Here is a 17,300-nt window from a genome sequence, read left to right on the forward strand (position 1 = left end):
TAAATTGACAAGAAAATCAATCTACATTTTTCTTGAATTAAAAATATAATGGGAATACATTAACAAAAAATGAGACTATTTGAGACTCACGCTCATCTTGATTTACCCGACTTTGACTCAGACCGCGAGTCATTGATTCAGGAATGCTTCAATAGCGGTATTGAATATATCATCAATGTAGGTTTTAATAATGAAACCTCACTGAACGCTTTGGAATTAGCAAAGAAGCACCTTCATATCTTTTCAACGGTAGGATTTCATCCTCATGAGGCAACCGATTTTGATGCTGAAGTAGTAAAGTATCTTGCGAGAGAAAAGAAAGTTTTAGCTGTTGGAGAAATTGGACTGGATTTTTTTCGTAATCTTGCCCCTTATTCCGTTCAAAGAGAAGTCTTCTCCAATCAAGTTCTTTTAGCAGTGGATTACGATTTACCTATCATCGTTCACGACCGGGATGCTCATCAAGAATGCTTTAAAATTCTGAAACAAGCAAATGCGAAGGATGTGGTTTTTCATTGCTTTTCTGGTGACTTAATCTTTGCTCAACAGGTGCTTGATGAAGGCTGGATGATATCTTTTACTGGTTCTATAACCTATCCCAATTCCAGGTTAGACGATGTAATTAGAATGATGCCTTTAGACCAGTTTATGATTGAAACAGATTGTCCTTACCTTACTCCATATCCTCATAGAGGACAGCGAAATAGTCCTCTTTACCTGCATCTTGTAGCAGAAAAGATTGCTGATATTAGAGGAATCACACCTAATGAAGTGGCAGAACATTCCTATAACAATGCTTTTCGCTTTTTCAGAATTCCACCTGATCCTATAAAACCTCCAAGGGGAAAGAGCAGTCATAAAACGAGTGTTACAGCAAAAATCGCTAAGTCCCGTAAGAACTTTATGGCTCCTTCCACAGGAAAGACTTTAACTAAGATTAAAAAAGGACAAAATAAAAAGTGAAGAAAATCATCTTTCTTATATCAGCATTAGGCATTTTAACTTTTACCTTAAGTGCTGGTAATTCCATTTTCTCCTATGATGGATATCCTGTGCAATACTATGGCACCGATATTTATAGCCTGGGAATGGGTGATACAGGTGCCAGCGATATCTTCCGGGTAAACAATGGCTTTGCCAACCCGGCTATGAATAATCCGGATAATCGCTGCTTCTTTTCAACTGGAATTATACCAGGCTACAATTCTTATCGCTCTAAAGATGAACAAGGCAATACAAAAAGCTTCCTGGATAACTCGTTGGATTTCCCTCTTTTTAGCTTAAGTTTCCCCCTTAAACTTCATCGGTTTGGTTTCCAGTTTAATCCTTATGTTTCAGGATTGGTTTCCAATGAACATACTTTTTTATTGGAAGACGGCACTGAAGTAGTAGAAAAACAATCCATAGACCGTTATATCTATCGGGCAGACCTAATTTATAGTTATAGATGGAAGAATAATAGCTTTGGAGTAAGCGGAAATTACTTTTTTGGGCATGATATTAGAGATTTTAAGCAAGAAGGTAATTTCGGATTATTTAATACCCGAGAAAAGCTCAGTAGAGACTTTAAGAATCCCACTTTTACGCTCGGTTATCTCTGGCATAATGATAAACTTGCTCTTGGCGCTCATTATACTATGACTACAAAATTGAAAGGAGAAGAGGTTCGTTCCTCTATCCATCAAACTGAAGAACCTATATCTTATACCTTACAGATTCCTTCTCAATACTCTTTGAGTGTGACAGCACTTCCCTTGTCTCAGTTTAAAGTTGCCTGTGATTTACATTATGAGACTTGGGAAGCTATAGATGAAAACAAATATACCGATAGCTGGAAAGCTGGATTGGGTTTTGCTTATGAGCCCTCTGCTTCAGATGAACATAAAGGAATGTTGAAGTTTCCTATGCGAACAGGTGTCTCTTATCGTCATCTCCCATTTCAGGTTAATGAAGCAGATGTCAATGAACTTGCTCTATCTTTAGGAATATCTCTACCTCTACCAGTTAGTGTAAATCGCATTGACTTGGGATTTCAATATAACCAGCGAGGTAATCTGGAGAAAAATAGACTCCTGGACAATTCATTTCTTCTGATGATTGGCTTTACTGGTTTTGATATTTTCTCCAAACCTATAGACCGAACGATGCCAAGAGATATTCCTGAAAAGGAAGAAACGACTTTATGGTAGAAAATTTATCCGAGGGAAAAACCCCAAGTTTATTAGAGAAAATTATTCAAAAAAGAGGGCTATCTTTAGAAAGTTTGGAAGCTGGTTTAGAAGCTCTTCCTGATGAAGCACTGCTGGCTAACATAGAAAAGTGTGCCGCCCGAATCAAAAAAGCTATGTACGAGAACGAGCCTCTGGTTATCTTCGGACATGACGATCCCGATGGCATTACCAGCACTTATATACTCTACCAATTCTTCAATACTTGCGGTTTTCAGAATCATAGATATTTCATTCCCAATCGTAATGTTGAACCTTATGGGATTCAAGATAGTCTTGTAAATTTTGTAAAGGAAGGTAATTATCATCTGGTCATTACAGTTGATAATGGCATCGCCAGTTTTGAAGGAGTTGAAAAGCTAAACCAGATTGGTTGTGAAACACTTATTACTGACCATCATCTCATCCAACCGGATAAAATTCCCAATGCCTACAGCATCGTCAATCCACATTTGCCCTCAAGTACATATCCCTATAAAATGCTTGCTGGAGTAGGAGTAGTACTAATGCTGATTCGTTATTTAGGTAGAGAATTGGAATATGAAATAACTCCAGACTACTATTTTTGGACAGCTGTAGGTTCTATTGCAGATAGAGTGCCTATGACCGAAGTAAATCGTATAATTGTCCGCTATGCATTCCAACACTGGCAAGAGCTAAAGGACTCTACTTTTGAATTTCTAATACCCTATTATGGTCCCATGGAAACTTATACAGATATCTATGACCTGATTCAATATCTGGTAAGACTCCTTTCCAATGGTAGAGAGGAAAATGGTGAAAATGCTGCCTTACGCTTTTTGCTTGAAACCAATGGTGAGAAAGAAAAACTGTTCTACCATTTAGATTCCTTAAAGAATCAGTCGGAAACAGAACTGGCAAAAGTTTACAACTTTCTGGATACGCTCACCACTGGTTTTGAAGGTTCTGCTTTTATATATTTTGACGATGAAGGTATTATCCCTTATCATCTTCTCGGTGCTGCTGCTTCCTACATTACGGGAAAGTTTGGTGTTCCAACCCTTATTATGAAGTTACATAATTCAGAAATTGTATGCGAAGGTAGATGTAATGAAGGATTTAACCTGGTAGAAGCCTTTACTTTCTGTAAAGAACATTTGAAACAATATGGAGGACATGCTAAAGCAGCTGGCTTTTCTCTTGAACCTGAAAAATATGACTCTTTTTTGGAATGTTTCCACCAGTATTTAGATGAAAATTGCCCAGAACCAGTTACTAATCTAAAGATTGAACCTGATGCAGTGGTAAGTTTAGAGGAGCTAAATGAGCAAAATTGGTTATCCTTAGAATTATTACTCCCCTATGGGCAGGACCATCCTGAACCCTGTTTTTTCATTAAAGATACCACTTTAATGGAGTTGCAGAGTAAATTTCAAGTGGATATTAATGGTTTTAACTTCCCTGATAACATAAAGGGAGATGTTTTAGTTAGTTGGATTTCTCCAAGGGTCTTAAAGGTACTATCATTTACCGAAACATCTTCCATTGCTTAAGGATTCTATCGGATTAACGAACGATGAAATTCAAGGAATCATTACGCAAGACCATCCATCTCAGTTCACTTATTATTCCTTTGGGGTATCGTTATGTACTGAATTACAATCGCAATCTTATGTTTTCCATTATGCTGGTTGTATTCATTCTAATGCTGGTCATAGAGTTTTATCGTTTATGGCAAAAGAGTTTCCGAAAAACTTTCTGGCTGATTTTCGGTATGGTATTAAGACATAAAGAACTGTATGATTTCACTGGGGCAACTTATCTTTTCTTTTCTTCCGTAATTTGTATCGCTTTCTTTCCTCCAGAAGTCACTTTTTTTGCTCTATGTTTTCTTTCACTGGGTGATACTTCAGCTGCACTGGTAGGACTGAACTTTGGCAAGAGAAAATATAAAAATAGTAATAAAACCTTAGAAGGAAGCCTTGCTTGTTTTATTGTATGTTTTGTCTTTGCTCTTTGCTTTAAAGCAGACCCTGTAATTGCCCTTATTGGTGCTTTAGGTGCTACTCTGGCAGAGGCAAGTAGGATTCGTATTGATGACAATATAAAAATTCCCTTTTTATCAGCTATACTTATGACTTTAGCCGGTATTTTTATTTAAGAAGGACAAATATGCTTTTATCTTTCGTGATTCCAGTATACAATGAGCAAGATTCTTTAAAACAGTTAACCGATGAAATCATAGCTAATTGTGCTCCTCATAACTATGAAATAATCTTCATAGATGACGGAAGTCAAGACCATAGCTTTGCCATTATGGAAGAGCTGGCTTGTCAAGACCCGAACATTAAAGTAGTTAAGTTTCGTCGTAACTTCGGAAAAGCTGCCGCTTTACAGTATGGATTTAATCTGGCGCAAGGTGAGATAGTTTTTACTCTGGATGCGGACCTGCAGGACAACCCTAAAGAGATTCCAAAGTTTCTGGATAAAATAGCTGAGGGTTGGGACCTTGTTTCTGGCTGGAAACAAAAAAGAAATGATCCCTGGCATAAGGTGTTACCTTCACGATTTTTCAATTTTGTCACTGCTCGCGCTTTCCATCTTAAACTTAAGGACTTTAATTGTGGTTTTAAGGCTTACCGTAAAGAAGTAGTTAAAGAACTTAGCCTCTATGGAGAAATGCATCGCTATATTCCTGCTCTGGCACATTCTCTGGGTTACAAAATAACTGAGATCCCAGTTGAACATCGTAAACGAATTTATGGACACTCTAAATATGGAATGGAACGTTATTTACGTGGTTTTTTTGACCTTCTAACGGTTAAGATGGTAACTCAATATGCTAAAAGTCCGCTTTATTTATTCGGAAGAGTCGGTTTGATAGCAACCCTAATCGGTACAATTATAGCAATCTACCTGACTGTTCTGAAAATTTTCTATAATCAACCTCTAAGCAATAGACCCTTACTTTTCCTTGCTATCACCCTGATACTTGGAGGCTTACAATTTGTTTCTCTGGGACTAATCTCAGAACTTATCGTAAATCGAAGTGTCCCTTTGCGTCCTTTACCCGTATCGGTAGAAAAAACTGTCAATATCCAGAAGAAAGAGGAATTAGACCTTGAATCCAGCTGAAAAGTTATTCCTTGAACGCTATATTCAAGCTCCCAAAAAACATCTATGGCGTTTTAGCTTTCTGTTTATGGTGCTGGGTATAGTTATCTCTGTAGGAATTCTGTCTACTGCCTTGAACCTATTTGAAGGCTATGAACATGGTCTCAAATCTGTGCTTCTGGATTCATTTGCTCATATCCGAATTGAACACATAAATGGCAAATTATTACCTGATACCCTAATTTCATCTACCTTACAAGAACTAAATAGCAGACCAGAAATTGACTCGGCAACACCACTTTTAACTACAAATCTGATGGCAAGCAATGGCACAAAAGCAAGAGGAACTATATTTAATGCCTATGATGTAAATATTGGCAGTAAGGTTAATTATGCTAAATATGTGAAGGAAGGAACTGCGCAATTAGATAAAGGAAATATCATTGTAGGAACCTATCTGGCAAAAGAACTTGGACTTTCTCTGGGTGATACTCTCAAAGTTTTCTATCCTCGTCTGGATAAGATAACTCCTTTGGGAATGTATCCTGTGGAAACTCCTCTAATAATCACGGGCATTTACCATTCTGGCTTTTATGAATATGATAGGACACTCATTATTGGAACCTTGGAGGATGCAAGAATTCTTTCTGGAGCTAAGGATGGGTTCAGTTGTCTGGAAATCAGATTAAAAAATAATTATGCCGATGACATTAATCTCTATGCAGAAGAATATGATAAAATAATAGATAGTAATTTGGTAGCATTACCAACAACAAACACGACACTTTTACGTCTGGTCAAGATGCAAAAATGGCTAATCTTTATCGTCTTTTTCTTTCTGGTGATTATCGCAGGAATTAATATTATTAGCGGAATCTCCACCCAGATTTATGATAAAAAGAATGAAATTGCTGTTCTCAAAGCTCTGGGAGCTCCAAAATCTACTATCCGTCATATCTTAGGATATCAAGTTACTCTACTTTGTCTTATCTCAATTATATTGGGGCTAATTCTCGGATTTATTGCCTCCTGGCTAATAGTTCATCAAAATATCTATCAGCTTAAGGGTGAAGTTTATTTTATTGATAAATTAGCTCTATATATAGCTCCTTTAAATCAGATTTTAATCTTCATCTTAGCCTTTATTCTGGTATTTCTTTGTGTGCAAATACCTTTAAGAAAGATAGATAAGATGCAAGTTATAGACCTTTTACGTAATCCTTAAGGAGAATAACATTTGCTTTGCTTAGCTGGATATTCATTACACAAGACCTACACTGATATCGGAAATGATATTCGGGTGCTAAGGGGAACTAACCTGGAGGTAGAATGTGGAGATTTTGTGTGTATCACCGGTAAATCCGGTTGCGGAAAAAGCACCCTTTTGCACATTCTTGGTTTGTTAGATGAGCCGGATAGCGGAAAAGTATTCATCAAAGGTGTGGAAGTTTCCACTCATCATCCTCAGGCTAATCAAATCCGAAATCAGCAAATTGGATTTGTTTTTCAATTTCATTATCTGATTGATGACCTTAATGCCCGGGAAAATGTGGTCTTGCCTATGTTAATTGCTGGAGCTAATAAATCCGTAGCTTTTCAAAAAGCTGATGAACTGCTTCGTTTGCTGGAGTTATCAGACCGAGCTTGGCATTATCCCAATCAATTGAGTGGTGGAGAACAACAAAGATTAGCTCTCGCCCGAGCTTTAATCAATCAGCCGCATATAGTTTTGGCTGATGAACCAACAGGCAATCTGGATCCTCAACATAGCACCGAAATATGGAATCTATTTCAGAGATTAAACCGTGAATTGGGACAAACTTTCGTGATTGTCACCCATGACCCAGAATTGGCAAAATTGGCTCATAAGTCCTATGAATTAAGAGACGGTCAGCTTTTTTAGAACAATGAAACATTCCCGTGTATTTTTGACACTTATCCTGATTTTATTGTTAATCAATGTCCTGTTTTTTGTTTCCTGGTATCTTTTAGATGTGCAAGGAAAAGTAAAAAACCTCATTGAACATGAAGTAGGTAAGGCTCTTAAAGGTCAAATGCAGATAGGAAATCTCTCTATCGGTGAGCGACAAATCTTTGCTCAAAACATAAAATTTGCTTCCACTGATGGCACTTTTAAATTCACTGTAGATAATGCTCATTGTAGATATAATCTTCTTAAATTCATCTTTTCGGGATTTAAAATACGCAATATCCTGGACAAAGTTGAGGTAGATGGCGCAGAAGTTAGCTATTCTTATCCTCCATTAGTCAAGAAACCAAAAAAGAAACTGGTCATTCCAGACCTTTGCCTCTATTTTAATCAAGCAACCGTAAATAATGCCCGCTTCCTTCTCGCTTTAGATTATCCGCTTAAAATAGGAACTGATAGCACCTTAAGCATAAGAGAACAATTTGACCATATTAGCTTGAATATGGTAAACACTGATGTCTCTAACTTTAAACTTTCTGCTCAAAGCGCAAAAGATGGCACTATCCGTGCTAATGGCGTTCTGGATAAAGGTAGCTTAAGCTCTTTACAAACTGAATTGAGAAATTACCATCCCCAGTATATTAATCATCCTCAATTTACCAATCTTGATACTGAAATAGACCTCACTCTTAAAGCTTCGCAGAAGAACAAAGATGCAAAACTGGAATTTGAAACAAAAACTTTTTTGCACCAAACTGAAGTGTTGTTAGCTTCCAGGTATCCATTGTACATTCCATCACTTCATATTCTGGGAAACCAGGATAGATTAGTGGTAGAACTTTCACCCAGCACGGTTGGAACCAGCGCCATAGGTGGAAGAATAGTTGTTACAGGGATAACAGATAAAATTGGTCTGGAGCCCAGTGAATTAAAACTAAAATTAGACCTGGCGATGCTAACTCCCGAACTACAGGGGATTGTGGATGCATCTTTATCTGCAGATGGATATTTCACTGAACCTCAATTAACTTTGAATGCCGCATCGGAAAAAGTTTCTTATGCTAATCAGGACTTCCAAAACCTCCACCTCCAAGCATTCTATCTTGACCAGATAGCATCATTTACTCTAAATAATCTTATCTGGCAAAACCAAAATATCAATCTATATGGAGATTATTCTTTAGAAAACCGTCAATTAACTGGCTTTTTGAACACTACTCCCATAAATCATCATCCCCAAGAAATGAAAATAACTGCTGATGCGGATTTTGAACTCAATTTTGCAACTTCTGTGCCTGAAGTAAAAGCTCAAATAAATAATCTATCCTATGCTCAAAACGAAATAAAACTGGATGCAATAAATGGTTATGCCAATTTTCTTCCCCTATTCTCTGAATCTCAGAAAAACTATTATATTGATGTAGCTCTTATCAGTCCTCAAGGTTTTAACCTTTCTCTTATCGGTGATATTCAAGACAAAAATTTTCTTCTGGATGCCAAATGTAAGGATTTAGATATCTCCCGTCTTTATGCTAATAAAGCTATTACCGATATTGCACCTGAAATTACTGGCGATATTCAAGCTTTCCTTACAGGAAACAAACTTGTCCTTGCCTCCAAACTTGAACTTGAACTGAAATCCAATGTAGACCTTCAATCCAATATAGATTTGATTGCCTCCTACGACCTGAAAAATAATGAAGGAACAATAATTTTGGACGCACCTTCAGTACTGGACAATAATACAGTTAATCTGGAACTTAATGCTAATCTTAAAAACACAGTTATTGATATTCAACGCTTACTAATAAACGACCAGATTTATGCTCGGGGACAGGTAGATGTTAAAAATGTGAAAAATCCCTATCTGCAACTTGAAGTGCAGAATGTGGATTATCAAGATATTAAAAACTATTTCCCAGCACTTAATCTTCCTGAATTCCAGAATCTTAACCTATCGCTTGAATATGATTCAGATAAAGAAAAACCTCTTAATGCAAACTTGAAATTTAATGATTTAATTATACCAGGTCTCCAACCAGTATCAAGTAATTTAAACTTTCAAGGACCCTTACAGCAAGTTCAATTAAATGGCACTATTAATAATCCTTCCAAAGCTTTAGCTTCTCTTTCAGGTTCACTAAATATTGTTGATAATCTGGATATACGTCTTCAGGCTATAATTCCAGATTTGAATATGAGAGATTTGATGTATTCTCCTCCAGTGGAAGGGAATGTCTACGGAAATGTGGGTTTATTTATCATAGATACGCTATCACCCGACCGAGAAATCATTCTGGATGTTAATGTTAAATCCAATCAACTTGCAGTCCCTGATATTGCTCAATTGGATGATATACAGGTTATGCTATCTCAGACTAAAAATGTGCTGATTGTGGACACTTTATATGTGGCATGCAACGAGTTAGGAACCGTCTCTGGTTCAGGTGCTATAGATTACAATCTCCTCACTAATACCTATTTTGAAGGTAACCACACCTTACAGCTTAAAGTGGATGGCTTATTATTTGAATGGCTGGATAAAAATGTACCGCTGGTTAAAAATGCCCGCGGCAAAGCTCATTTAGATTGCAGTTTACAAACCTTTGAAGACCAACTTATGGTCAAAAATGGAAATTTCTCTATTAACGATGGCTCTATATTACTTCAAGACCAGGCAGAACCTATTCGTAATATAAACATATCAGCCAAAATTCAGGATAATCTGATTTTCCTGGAGAATTTTACCTGCTATATGGGTGAAGGTAAATTGACGGTAAAAAATAGCTTTGATTCCGATGAAAGTATTCATCTAAATGTCGGATTTCTGGACCTGGGAACTCTGGCTTTAAAAATAGATGAACCCGGAGCTCTTATTTATATCCCTGAAATAACTACACCTTTGAGTCTTAGTAAAGTTATTATTCGTGGACAAAATACTGAATATGCTACCATCTATGGACCCTTTGAAGATATGACCATTTCCGGCGAAATCCTGGTCTATAATGCAAATATTGTCTTTCCACCAAATACTAATAACCTGTTAAACCTTATCTACAATATCCGTAGCTCTATCATTAAAGATGAAGAAAAAACTAAGGAACCTGTTCCTTTACCTTTCACACTTGATCTTATGATTCGTCTGGGCGAAAATAATAAATATGCCACCTATCCAACTAACTTTTACCTCCAGCCAGGCAGCTTTCTGCATCTAATTTACGATGGACATAAATGGAAAGTAGCAGAAGCAAGTATTGCCTCTGAGCAGGGTACACTGGATTTCTTCGGCACTATCTTCCAAACTGAAACAATTACCCTGGAAATCCTGGAATCGCAAAATAAAATTGATATTAAAGGAAGATTTAATTATCGTTCTCCTGATGGAACTATCGTTACTCTGGATGTGGGAATGGACCCGGATGTTTCAAAACCAATCTTACAAAGACTAATCTTCGCTCTTAGCAGTGACAATGAAAATGACATTACTATCGCCAGCATTATCCAGAGAGAAACTATGCTAAGGGGAAAAACAAGCCAGAATACACCTGAAGAACAAAACATCTTGCGTCAAGAAGCAGTTAGTATGATTTCCGAAAACTTATATTATTCATTTATTTCGCCAGTTATCTATCCATTAGAAAATAATCTCCGAAGATGGCTTAAATTGGATAACTTTAGCATTAAAATCGGTTTTATCCAAAATCTCTTTAATGAATATACCACCAGCCCTTATCCCTTGGCAGAATACACTGATATGAACCAGTTTATGAATGATATCGTCCAGTTCAGCTCATCAATACTGCTCAATAACCTCTCTATATCTATGAGTAAATACCTCGGATTAAGAATGTTCTTGGACTATCAATTCACCCTGCAAGAAGCTACTGACCTCCAATCAACTAAGTTTTTAATTTATCATGATACCTCCTTACGTTGGATTCTTCCCAGGCAATATCGCCTAACTTATACTTTCAAATATGAACCTATTACGCCTAAAATGACGCATGAAATTATGGCTCATAAATCTTTACGCTTCTGGAGCATCTAAATAAATATCTACAGTTTATAGCTACACTTTCTGCTTCCCCACCTATTTTAGCAAAATTAACTCAATATACCTCATTACAAAATGATATTATTGACCGCTGAATAATCGTTATCTTTTTGTTCTCTATCAGCTATGAATTAACTTTTTTGACTATATCCTCTTATTTGATTATATGAAATTGTTTTATCTTATTAATAAATAAATAATTATCCTTTATTTTTGTCCCGTTTAATCATCTCTATCTTTTAACTACTATTTTTCCTTTAAATCCCCTGCCTCTCCCTTAGCTCTTTTATATGTAAATAGCTAAGAGACAGGCAATTAAGAGATAAGTGTATGAATAGTTTGCTAATACTTACTGTTTAAGTTAGTTACACGAAATAATTTTCATTACTTTTAATTTTTAATATTTGCCTTAATAATATTATATTAATTTACTATCATTATTATTTATGGGGCACTATATTTAGGTGAAATAAGATATAATAAATAATGTAATATACTGAGATTAAATATATTATAAATGGAGGCAAACGCTACAAATTATACTGGAATAAGACAAAAAAAGGATTAACTCTTTATAATAGGGTCAGATAAGAGTTTTAACTCATTTTATAAATTAATATTTAGAAGTTGACAAATAAAATCCCTTTATAATTTTGTACTCGGAGAATTAAAAATGGAGAAAGCAAAGAAACATAATAATATATTCATATTAGAGGAAATGCCTATATTTCAAGCCATACTTAGCTTAGCTCTACCCAGTATGTTAAGTATGCTGATAAATATATTATATAATCTAACAGACACCTTTTTTATAGGCCAATTAAAAGATCCTAATGCTATGGCAGGAGTTTCTATAGCTCTGCCTTTATTTACTATGCAAGCTGCTATTGCTGGTATATTTGGAGTCGGGGGTGCAAGTTATCTTTCCCGGCTTTTAGGCAAAAAAGATTATTATCAGGCAAAGGAAACTGCCACCATCTCAATATTTAGTACCTTCATTATATCTATTATAGTGACTATAGTTGGGATATTAACTATGCCTTATACCTTAAAGGCTGTAGGAGCCAGTGCTGCAACCATAGTTCCAGCCAGTAAATATATGTTTTGGATGTTTTTAGGTAGCCCTATAGTCTTTGTAAAATTTACTATGGTTCAGATGATACGAGGTGAAGGTGGAGCTAAATATTCTATGTATGGACTATTTATTGGGACCGGTGCTAATATTATTTTGGACCCTATATTTATCTTTGTATTAAATATGGGTGTATCAGGAGCAGCTATTGCCACGGTTATTGGACAGGGTCTGGCAATGTTGTATTATATCTGGTATTATCATTCCACCCATGCAGTTGCAATTCCTGGGAAAAAATATCTACACTTCAAATGGAATATATTTAAGGAAATACTCTATATTGGTATTCCTGCCTCTTTAAGTCAGATAATGATGAGTGTAGGAAATGCTATAACTTACAGACTTGCTTCCTCTTATGGAGATGCATCTGTAGCATCTCTTGGTGTCGCTTCCAGAGTGTTTTCAATCCCCCTATTTATCTTTATTGGGATGGCTATGGGTGTTCAATCACTGATTGGGTTTAACTATGGAGCAGGTAATTATTCCAGAATGAAAAAAGCATTACGCAGTGCTGTTATCATAAATCTGGGATTAAGTGCTATCTTTACTTTAATCTTTATTCTTTTTCCGCGTGGCTTAATTGGGATATTTATCCATAATGAGGAGATTATGGACATAGGTAAAAAGGTCTTAGAAGCATATGTCTGGGCTATTCCTTTTGCCAGTGTGGGTATGATTTTTATGAATAGCCTTCAAGCTATGGGAAAAGCACTTCCTGCTCTTATTGTTTCTCTGTCACGCCAGGGATTAATCTATATCCCTGCAGTGTTAATAATGAATAAATTCTTCGGATTTAATGGACTGGTCTATGCTATGCCTATGGGTGATGCTTTTACCACTATTCTATCCTTTATCTTTGTCTACCATATTATCCAAAAGCTGAAAACGGCACCTGCAGCGCCCATATCTCAAGAATATATACCTTTCCCCGCTGATGAAGCTTAATATTTGTTATCCATTAAATTGTTTACTGTAGCTATTATTATTTATTGATAATTAATAGTAACTTAAGAGTATCTCCTTTATATACCCTGTTCTTTATTATAGAAAGTTAAATAGCAAGGTCAGATAAAGCTTGACAGAACAAGTTTATCCAAAATATTATACATTCTTAAATTTTATAAAGGAGACACTCGTCAATGATTGAAGTTTCACTTGCCCCTGACGGAACAGGATATCCTTTACCCACAGAAGTAGATAATGCCAAGGAACGCGAAACCCTGTTAAAAATAACAGAAGAACAGCGGAAACTTGGTAGAAAAATAGTGGTAGTTCAGGGTTTAGGTTTTGTAGGTTGCGTTATGGCTGCAGTAGTAGCCGATGCCACAGATGAAGATGGGAATCCCTATTATTATGTGCATGGACATCAACGTCCCTCTAAACGCTCTTATTGGAAAGTTCCGATGATAAACTCAGGCGTTCCTCCGGTTAATTCTTCTGACCCGGAAATTCCTCAGATATTCAAAAGGACAGTGATTGAAAAGAAGAATTTCCGAGCTACGAGTGAAGAATTCGTTTATTCTTTAGCAGATATTGTAGTGGTAGATATTCAATTAGATGCCACTAAACCATCATTTGGTGAAGCAGAAAAAGGGTATTGTGACCTTTTAGCTTTTCGTGAAGGTATTCGCACTTTAGGGGAACGTATTCGTCCAAATTGTCTGGTTATGGTAGAAACCACAGTTCCCCCAGGAACCTGTGAAAAAGTGGTAAAACCTATTCTGGAAGAGGAATTTACTAAGCGCGGAATAGACATTGCTCTTCATCCACCCTTAATTGCTCATTCTTATGAAAGAGTTATGCCTGGTGCAAATTATGTGGCATCAATCCGTGATTTCTGGAGAGTTTATTCTGGGGTCAATCCTGAAAGTGCGGAACTCTGTCGTGAATTTCTCTCCAATGTCCTCAATGTTAAAGAATATCCTTTAACTCAACTGGACAACACTAATGCCTCAGAATTGGCAAAAACGATGGAGAATACTTATCGTGCAGTCAATATTGCTTTAACTCTGGAATGGGCACGCTATGCAGAACAGATTGGAGTAGATTTGTTCAAGGTTAGAGAAGCTATTCGCAAGCGTAAAGGTACGCACGATAATATGTGCCGTCCCAGTCTTGGTGTTGGTGGATACTGTTTAACTAAGGACCCAGTTCTGGCTAATTGGGCTATGCAAACTCTTTTTGAGATTAATGACTTTTTGGAAATGGCAATTAGAAGTGTCAATATTAACGATACTATGCCACTACATACCATAGACATTATTAAAAAAGAAATTCCCGCTCTCCGAGATGTGAAAGTAGCAGTGCTGGGTGTGTCCTATCTGGAAAATGTAGCTGATACTCGCCATTCACCCTCTAAAACACTGGTAGAATTTCTTCGGAAGGAGTTTGCTTTAGTTTACACTCATGATCCCTATGTGGAAGTTTGGCCCGAATTGGAAGATGCCAAGGTGGAAAAAGACCTGAACTCTGTCTTGCCTCAAGCTGATGTAGTAATTTTTGCTGTGGGACACAATCAGTATAAACATTTAGACCCGGCAGAAGTTGTTGCTATGTGTCAGGGAACCAAACCACTGATTGTTGATTGTTCTAATTTTCTAAACGATGAGGTTATTAATAAATATAAACAATTAGGTTGTAAAGTTCGTGGAGTTGGCAAAGGTCACATAATTTAAACTAATAGGAACATAATGAAAAAGGTGGGAGTATTTCCCACCTTTTTTGTTATCAGTTCAGATATTAGAATCAAAAATAAAAAAACGGGCATCAGATTTTATGCCCGTTTTTTTAAGGACTGCGCTATTAGTAACGCTGATTTATATTCAGGGTTACTGAACTTGCGGATTTGTTATAGGTTCTTGCATTCCTGTAGTGTCTGGCACTTGAACCTGAGTTGTATCTACACCAGTAGTATCAGGAAGTTGCTCCTGGGTTTCTTTGCTCTTGCATGCAGAGAAAACCAGCATGCCGATTAACATTGTAGCGATAAGAGCTATTACGACGATTTTTTTCATTTTGATTCCTCCATTTAGTGAAATCTTATTTTTAGGATTAAATTTTTTACTTAATTGGCAAATTAAAGCCTTGCCTGGCTCAATAAAATAGAAAGGCTCAAAGCCTAAAACTCTTTACTAACCTTTCTCACAGTCCTTAAGCACTTCTATATACTGACCTATTAATATCACACAATAAAATATAGTTTATTTTGTCAAGATTTTTCTAAAAACTTGTTTCTATGCCAGCATGAACCATTCCAGAAGCAAGTGAGGGAAATCCATCCTCTCTATAACCTAAACCATATTCCATCCTTAGAATTCCTAAACGAGTTCTAACCCTCAAACCCAATCCTGGAGCAAATAATTTTGCATTAATAGAAGTTTGGGTTCTTGCATATATCCCATAATCAAAAAAACAGTATAACATAGCATCTGGATTTATTAAATAATGTATTTCCAGATTGGACCAAGCTAAACGCCAGCTGATAAATTCATCTTCTTGATATCCTCTTAAAGAATTAAATCCACCCATAGGATACCATAGATATTCGGCAGAAGTGCTATCATCCAAACTGCATAGATGAAACCCCATAGAGGCATTAAAACGTCTGGATATATTTAAATATTGACTATAGTATGTTTCCAGTGAGTTTATCCATTGCCTTTCTGAAGTTAGGTATTTAAGTGTGTAATTTATACCTATCTCAATTCCCCGAGTTGGATTAAATATTTGATTTCTGGTATCTAACTGCCAAAAAGCTCCAATGCTATTCGCGGAAGATTTTTCTACTAAAATAGGTCTTCTGCTACCAGGAGATATCTCTTCCGAGGCTAATTCAATTCCATACTTTTGCTTAGCATGGTAGGAATAAATATCGGTCTGTACAGATGATTTTATCCAGGTGGAGTCTTGCACCATACGTGAAAGAGCAAGGTCTCCTGATAAAGGTATATTAATTGGTCCAGATTCATGATAAGCGAATTCTAAATTGCTGGAACTGGGATTTTGACCCCAGTTAAGAGCGATAGAACGGTCACTTCCCCAGAGATTCAGAAATTTCAAGTTTAGATAGCCCGTCAGTTCTGTTTTTTCGTTCCTATTATTTAAGCCCATTATCCCTTCCAGATAAGTCATCTTTCCTTCTTCCACTTTGATAAGTATGCTACCTGGATCAAGGGGTTCTATATGACAGGATTGGATATAACTTTTGGACAGGATATTTTTTTGGGCAGTTTCAATTGCTTCAGGAGTAATCACTTTTAGCTCATTTAATCCCGAGAGTTTTATTAAGGTTTTATCTTTAGTATATTTATTACCCTGAATAAAATAATTTTCAGGTTTAAACGGTTTTCCTTCTTGAATGCTGATGTATGCTTCTAAATGGTTATTTAACACTAAAGAATCCAACTGCACTACCGCAAAAAGGAAGCCACGCTGATGATATTCCCTTAAGATATTTTCCATCAATCGGGATAGCTCATTTACACTCACTTCCTTTTTATCTGAAATAAGCAATAAATCTCGTAATTTTGCTTCAGAAAAATACCTTAACCCAGAAAAGTGTAACAAGCAATGCTCCGCTGGAATAACTTCTTCTATGTGAAAGGATAATTCCATACCTGTATCAGAAAGTGGTATCAAATCTGGATAGGACACCTGGACAAATGGATGCCCTTGATTTTGCAGCCAGGTTTGCAAAGAGATTGTAGCACTATTGATTTCTTCGGGTACAAATTCCGAGCCAATCTTCAAACCTGAAGCCTGCAACAGCTTATCTTCATCAATGGAGAAGTTTGTATGAAAGCTTATCTTCTCTACCATAATAGCCCAATTAAAGCTAAATACACCTAAAGCGAGAAAGATAAGCAAGAACTTTTTCATAAA

At 36.4% G+C, this 17,300-nt stretch carries 12 protein-coding genes; 10 read left to right on the forward strand and 2 right to left on the reverse strand.

Annotated features, from left to right (window positions below; translation table 11 throughout):
- Positions 1-69: 69 nt before the first annotated feature.
- The 10 genes from E0946_RS03230 (at position 70) to E0946_RS03275 (ending at position 15,094) form a co-directional block, all read left to right on the forward strand.
- A complete protein-coding gene (locus E0946_RS03230; protein ID WP_133201032.1) occupies positions 70-963 on the forward strand; it encodes a TatD family hydrolase in 894 nt (297 codons plus the stop codon).
- A complete protein-coding gene (locus tag E0946_RS03235; RefSeq protein ID WP_133201033.1) occupies positions 960-2,189 on the forward strand; it encodes a hypothetical protein in 1,230 nt (409 codons plus the stop codon). Before E0946_RS03230 ends, E0946_RS03235 begins: the two co-directional genes overlap by 4 nt.
- Positions 2,183-3,742 carry a single-stranded-DNA-specific exonuclease RecJ gene (locus tag E0946_RS03240; RefSeq protein WP_133201034.1) on the forward strand — a complete coding sequence of 520 codons (1,560 nt, stop codon included), beginning with the start codon at positions 2,183-2,185 and terminating at the stop codon, positions 3,740-3,742. Before E0946_RS03235 ends, E0946_RS03240 begins: the two co-directional genes overlap by 7 nt.
- 23 nt (positions 3,743-3,765) lie before the next feature.
- Positions 3,766-4,350: a diacylglycerol/polyprenol kinase family protein gene (locus E0946_RS03245; RefSeq protein WP_133201035.1), complete on the forward strand. Its 585-nt coding sequence runs from the start codon at positions 3,766-3,768 to the stop codon at positions 4,348-4,350.
- 11 nt (positions 4,351-4,361) lie between these two features.
- Positions 4,362-5,324, forward strand: a complete 963-nt coding sequence (locus E0946_RS03250) for a glycosyltransferase family 2 protein (RefSeq protein ID WP_133201036.1) — start codon at positions 4,362-4,364, stop codon at positions 5,322-5,324.
- Positions 5,311-6,528 (forward strand): ABC transporter permease, encoded by a 1,218-nt coding sequence (locus tag E0946_RS03255; RefSeq protein WP_243713735.1) that lies wholly within the window; start codon positions 5,311-5,313, stop codon positions 6,526-6,528. Before E0946_RS03250 ends, E0946_RS03255 begins: the two co-directional genes overlap by 14 nt.
- A gap of 12 nt (positions 6,529-6,540) precedes the next feature.
- Positions 6,541-7,206 (forward strand): ABC transporter ATP-binding protein, encoded by a 666-nt coding sequence (locus E0946_RS03260; protein WP_133201037.1) that lies wholly within the window; start codon positions 6,541-6,543, stop codon positions 7,204-7,206.
- A gap of 4 nt (positions 7,207-7,210) precedes the next feature.
- Complete coding sequence (locus E0946_RS03265; protein ID WP_133201038.1) at positions 7,211-11,281, forward strand: translocation/assembly module TamB domain-containing protein; 4,071 nt, start codon at positions 7,211-7,213, stop codon at positions 11,279-11,281.
- Between the two features lie 679 nt (positions 11,282-11,960).
- Positions 11,961-13,364, forward strand: coding sequence for an MATE family efflux transporter (locus E0946_RS03270; RefSeq protein ID WP_133201039.1), 1,404 nt, complete (start codon positions 11,961-11,963; stop codon positions 13,362-13,364).
- 194 nt (positions 13,365-13,558) lie between these two features.
- Positions 13,559-15,094, forward strand: a complete 1,536-nt coding sequence (locus E0946_RS03275) for a nucleotide sugar dehydrogenase (protein ID WP_133201040.1) — start codon at positions 13,559-13,561, stop codon at positions 15,092-15,094.
- 153 nt (positions 15,095-15,247) lie between these two features.
- On the opposite strand, the gene E0946_RS03280 is transcribed toward E0946_RS03275, so the two are convergent.
- Both E0946_RS03280 and E0946_RS03285 read right to left on the reverse strand, forming a co-directional pair.
- Positions 15,248-15,433, reverse strand: a complete 186-nt coding sequence (locus E0946_RS03280) for a hypothetical protein (protein ID WP_133201041.1) — start codon at positions 15,431-15,433, stop codon at positions 15,248-15,250.
- Between the two features lie 205 nt (positions 15,434-15,638).
- On the reverse strand, positions 15,639-17,297 hold the full coding sequence (locus E0946_RS03285; RefSeq protein ID WP_133201042.1) for a POTRA domain-containing protein: 1,659 nt from the start codon (positions 17,295-17,297) through the stop codon (positions 15,639-15,641).
- Positions 17,298-17,300 lie beyond the last annotated feature (3 nt).

It is taken from the genome of Candidatus Syntrophosphaera thermopropionivorans, assembly GCF_004353895.1.
GTDB classification, from domain to species: Bacteria; Cloacimonadota; Cloacimonadia; order Cloacimonadales; family Cloacimonadaceae; genus Syntrophosphaera; species Syntrophosphaera thermopropionivorans.

Coding starts and splice junctions, on each gene's coding strand:
- E0946_RS03280 (WP_133201041.1), bottom strand. CDS start 15,433: ATGAAAAAAATCGTCGTAATAGCTCTTATCGCTACAATGTTAATCGGC.
- E0946_RS03245 (WP_133201035.1), top strand. CDS start 3,766: ATGAAATTCAAGGAATCATTACGCAAGACCATCCATCTCAGTTCACTT.
- E0946_RS03230 (WP_133201032.1), top strand. CDS start 70: ATGAGACTATTTGAGACTCACGCTCATCTTGATTTACCCGACTTTGAC.
- E0946_RS03275 (WP_133201040.1), top strand. CDS start 13,559: ATGATTGAAGTTTCACTTGCCCCTGACGGAACAGGATATCCTTTACCC.
- E0946_RS03270 (WP_133201039.1), top strand. CDS start 11,961: ATGGAGAAAGCAAAGAAACATAATAATATATTCATATTAGAGGAAATG.
- E0946_RS03265 (WP_133201038.1), top strand. CDS start 7,211: ATGAAACATTCCCGTGTATTTTTGACACTTATCCTGATTTTATTGTTA.
- E0946_RS03285 (WP_133201042.1), bottom strand. CDS start 17,297: ATGAAAAAGTTCTTGCTTATCTTTCTCGCTTTAGGTGTATTTAGCTTT.
- E0946_RS03240 (WP_133201034.1), top strand. CDS start 2,183: ATGGTAGAAAATTTATCCGAGGGAAAAACCCCAAGTTTATTAGAGAAA.
- E0946_RS03250 (WP_133201036.1), top strand. CDS start 4,362: ATGCTTTTATCTTTCGTGATTCCAGTATACAATGAGCAAGATTCTTTA.